The sequence below is a fragment of the Streptomyces sp. E11-3 genome (genome assembly GCF_046540415.1).
In the GTDB taxonomy this organism is placed as follows: Bacteria; Actinomycetota; Actinomycetes; order Streptomycetales; family Streptomycetaceae; genus Streptomyces.
On record NZ_JAZGRL010000010.1, the window covers coordinates 1 to 3985 of the forward strand.

2 protein-coding genes are annotated in these 3985 nt (G+C 68.1%); both read left to right on the plus strand.

Annotation, left to right across the window (positions count from 1 at the left end; all coding sequences use genetic code 11):
- Window positions 1-168 precede the first annotated feature (168 nt).
- Window positions 169-2436, plus strand: coding sequence for an ATP-dependent RecD-like DNA helicase (locus U9R90_RS34055; RefSeq protein ID WP_411061162.1), 2268 nt, complete (start codon window positions 169-171; stop codon window positions 2434-2436).
- Window positions 2437-2633: 197 nt separating this feature from the next.
- The gene (locus tag U9R90_RS34060) at window positions 2634-3923 is read left to right on the plus strand and encodes a citrate synthase (RefSeq protein ID WP_411061164.1); all 1290 of its coding nucleotides are present in this window, start codon (window positions 2634-2636) and stop codon (window positions 3921-3923) included.
- Window positions 3924-3985: the final 62 nt, after the last annotated feature.

The window sequence follows — 3985 nt, forward strand, 5'->3', positions numbered from 1 at the left end:
GTCCTGGTAGGGGAGGGAATGGGGAGGGGAAAACCCGAGGGGGTTCGGCCGACGGGCCGGGCCCCCTCGAAGTTTCTTCGGCCAGCCGCAGTTTCCTCGACCGTCCGCAGCAGGCCGAGTTGTCCACAGGACGCCCGCACTGTCATACCCCGGCGGTAGCGTCGGATCATGTCCAAACAGGCGGCGGTGCCCGCGCAGGCGGTGGTCGAGGGAGTCCTGGAGCGGATCACGTATGCCAACGAGGAGAACGGCTACACGGTCGCCCGGGTCGACACCGGCCGCGGCGCAGGCGACCTCCTGACCGTCGTCGGCTCGCTGCTGGGCGCTCAGGTCGGGGAGTCGCTGCGGATGGAGGGCCGCTGGGGCTCGCATCCCCAGTACGGCAAGCAGTTCACGGTGGAGAACTACACGACGGTGCTGCCCGCCACCGTCCAGGGCATCCGCCGCTATCTCGGCTCGGGCCTGATCAAGGGCATCGGCCCGGTGATGGCCGACCGGATCACCACCCACTTCGGCGTCGACACCCTGGACGTCATCGAGTCCGAGCCGAAGCGGCTCATCGAGGTCCCCGGTCTCGGACCCAAGCGCACCCAGAAGATCGCCGTCGCCTGGGAGGAGCAGAAGGCCATCAAGGAGGTGATGGTCTTCCTGCAGGGTGTCGACGTCTCCACCTCCATCGCCGTGCGGATCTACAAGAAGTACGGCGACGCCTCGATCTCCATAGTGAAGAACCAGCCGTACCGCCTGGCCGCGGACGTCTGGGGCATCGGCTTCCTCACCGCCGACCGCATCGCCCAGGCCGTCGGCATACCGCACGACAGCCCCGAGCGGGTCAAGGCGGGACTCCAGTACGCCCTGTCCCAGTCCACCGACCAGGGGCACTGCTTCCTGCCCGAAGAGCGACTCATCGCGGACGCCGTCAAGCTCCTCCAGGTTGACACCGGCCTGGTCATCGAGTGCCTCGGCGAGCTCGCGGCCGACGAGGAAGGCGTCGTACGGGAGCAGGTGCCGGGGCCGGAGGGCGGGGAGCCGATCACCGCCGTCTACCTGGTGCCCTTCCACCGGGCGGAGCTGTCCCTGGCGGGTCAGCTGCTGCGGCTGCTGCGCACCGGCGAGGACCGGATGCCCGCCTTCGGCGACGTGGCCTGGGACAAGGCACTCGCCTGGCTCGGCGACCGCACCGGCGCCCAGCTCGCCCCCGAGCAGGAAGAGGCGGTCAAGCTGGCCCTCACCCGCAGGGTCGCGGTGCTCACCGGCGGTCCGGGCTGCGGCAAGTCCTTCACGGTGCGCTCGATCGTGGAGCTGGCCCGCGCCAAGAAGGCCAAGGTGGTCCTGGCGGCCCCCACCGGACGGGCCGCCAAGCGGCTCGCCGAGCTCACCGGAGCCGAGGCCTCCACCGTGCACCGCCTGCTGGAGCTGAAGCCCGGCGGGGACGCGGCGTACGACCGGGACCGCCCGCTGGACGCCGATCTGGTGGTCGTGGACGAGGCGTCCATGCTCGATCTGCTGCTCGCCAACAAGCTGGTGAAGGCGGTGGCACCCGGTGCCCATCTCCTCCTGGTGGGTGATGTCGACCAGCTGCCGAGCGTCGGCGCGGGTGAGGTGCTGCGGGACCTGCTCAGCGAGGGCGGACCGGTCCCCGCGGTCCGGCTGACCAGGATCTTCCGCCAGGCCCAGCAGTCCGGAGTGGTGACCAACGCCCATCGCATCAACTCCGGGGTGCCACCCCTCACCCAGGGGCTGAGCGACTTCTTCCTCTTCGTCGAGGACGAGACCGAGGACGCCGGGAAGCTCACCGTCGACGTCGCGGCCCGACGCGTTCCCGCCAAGTTCGGACTCGACCCCCGGCGTGACATCCAGGTGCTGGCCCCCATGCACCGCGGCCCGGCCGGCGCCGGCACTCTCAACGGCCTGCTGCAGCAGGCGATCACCCCCGCCAGGCCCGAGCTGCCCGAGAAGCGGTTCGGCGGCCGCGTCTTCCGCGTCGGCGACAAGGTCACCCAGATCCGCAACAACTACGAGAAGGGCGCCAACGGCGTCTTCAACGGCACCGTGGGCGTGGTGACCTCCCTCAACCTCGACGACCAGCGGCTGACCGTCCTGACCGACGAGGACGAGGAGGTGCCCTACGACTTCGACGAACTCGACGAGTTGGCGCACGCCTACGCCGTGACGATCCACCGCTCCCAGGGCAGCGAGTACCCCGCCGTGGTGATCCCGGTCACCACCGGAGCCTGGATGATGCTGCAGCGCAACCTGCTCTACACCGCGGTGACCCGCGCCAAGAAACTCGTCGTCCTGGTCGGCTCACGCAAGGCCCTCGGCCAGGCAGTACGCACGGTCTCAGCGGGTAGGCGACACACAGCCCTCGCCCACCGGCTCCGCGGCGGTTCATCCACTGGCCACCCCCCGAGTGGCGCCCCCTCACCCAAGTGATCGATCATTTCGGTGGTGTGTGTCACGGAGGGGTTCCGGAACCCGGGCGAAGGGGGCAGGATGAGCAGGCTGACGGCACTGAGTGCCGTCAATAGGCCCAATGGTCGACCCCGAGTGCACTCTCCAGGGCCAAATGGGGGATGGTAGAGACAGTCAGGGCACCTCGAAGAAGAGGCACAACGTCGGTGAGGGATGACGTGAGCGACAACTCTGTAGTACTGCGGTACGGCGATGGCGAGTACACCTACCCGGTGATCGACAGCACCGTCGGCGACAAGGGCTTCGACATCGGAAAACTCCGAGCCCAGACCGGTCTGGTGACCCTGGACAGCGGTTATGGCAACACCGCCGCCTATAAATCCGCCATCACCTATCTCGACGGTGAAGAGGGCATCCTCCGGTACCGCGGCTACCCGATCGAGCAGCTGGCCGAGCGCTCCACCTTCCTCGAGGTGGCGTACCTGCTCATCAACGGTGAGCTGCCGACCGTCGACGAACTCTCGACGTTCCGCAATGACGTCACTCAGCACACGCTGCTGCACGAGGACGTCAAGCGCTTCTACGACGGCTTCCCGCGTGACGCGCACCCGATGGCCATGCTGTCGTCCGTGGTCAGCGCGCTGTCCACGTTCTACCAGGACAGCCACAACCCGTTCGACGAGAACCAGCGCAACCTGTCGACGATCCGGCTGCTGGCCAAGCTGCCGACGATCGCCGCCTACGCGTACAAGAAGTCGGTCGGTCACCCGGTCGTCTACCCGAGCAACAACCTCGGCTATGTCGAGAACTTCCTGCGCATGACGTTCTCGGTGCCCGCCGCCGATTACGAGCTGGACCCGGTCGTGGTCTCCGCGCTCGACAAGCTGCTGATCCTGCACGCGGACCACGAGCAGAACTGCTCGACCTCCACCGTCCGCCTGGTCGGCTCGTCGCAGGCGAACATGTTCGCCTCGATCTCCGCCGGTATCTCCGCGCTGTGGGGCCCGCTGCACGGCGGCGCCAACCAGTCCGTCCTGGAGATGCTCGAGGGCATCCGGGACTCGGGCAACGACGTGGACACCTTCATCCGCAAGGTGAAGGACAAGGAGGACGGCGTCCGCCTGATGGGCTTCGGCCACCGGGTCTACAAGAACTTCGACCCGCGCGCGAAGATCATCAAGGCCGCCGCGCACGACGTCCTGTCGTCCCTCGGCAAGTCCGACGAGCTCCTGGACATCGCGCTCAAGCTGGAAGAGCGCGCGCTGTCCGACAGCTACTTCGTCGAGCGCAAGCTCTACCCGAACGTGGACTTCTACACCGGCCTGATCTACCGGGCCATGGGCTTCCCGTCCGAGATGTTCACCGTGCTCTTCGCGCTCGGCCGGCTGCCCGGCTGGATCGCCCAGTGGCACGAGATGATCAAGGAGCCGGGTTCCCGCATCGGCCGCCCGCGCCAGATCTACACGGGCCACGTCGAGCGCGAGTTCGTACCGGTCGAGGCTCGCTGAGGCCTGCCGAGAGCCGCGTAAAGCCGGAAAGCGCCCCCCCGTCGGACCCCCCCCCGGCCGCC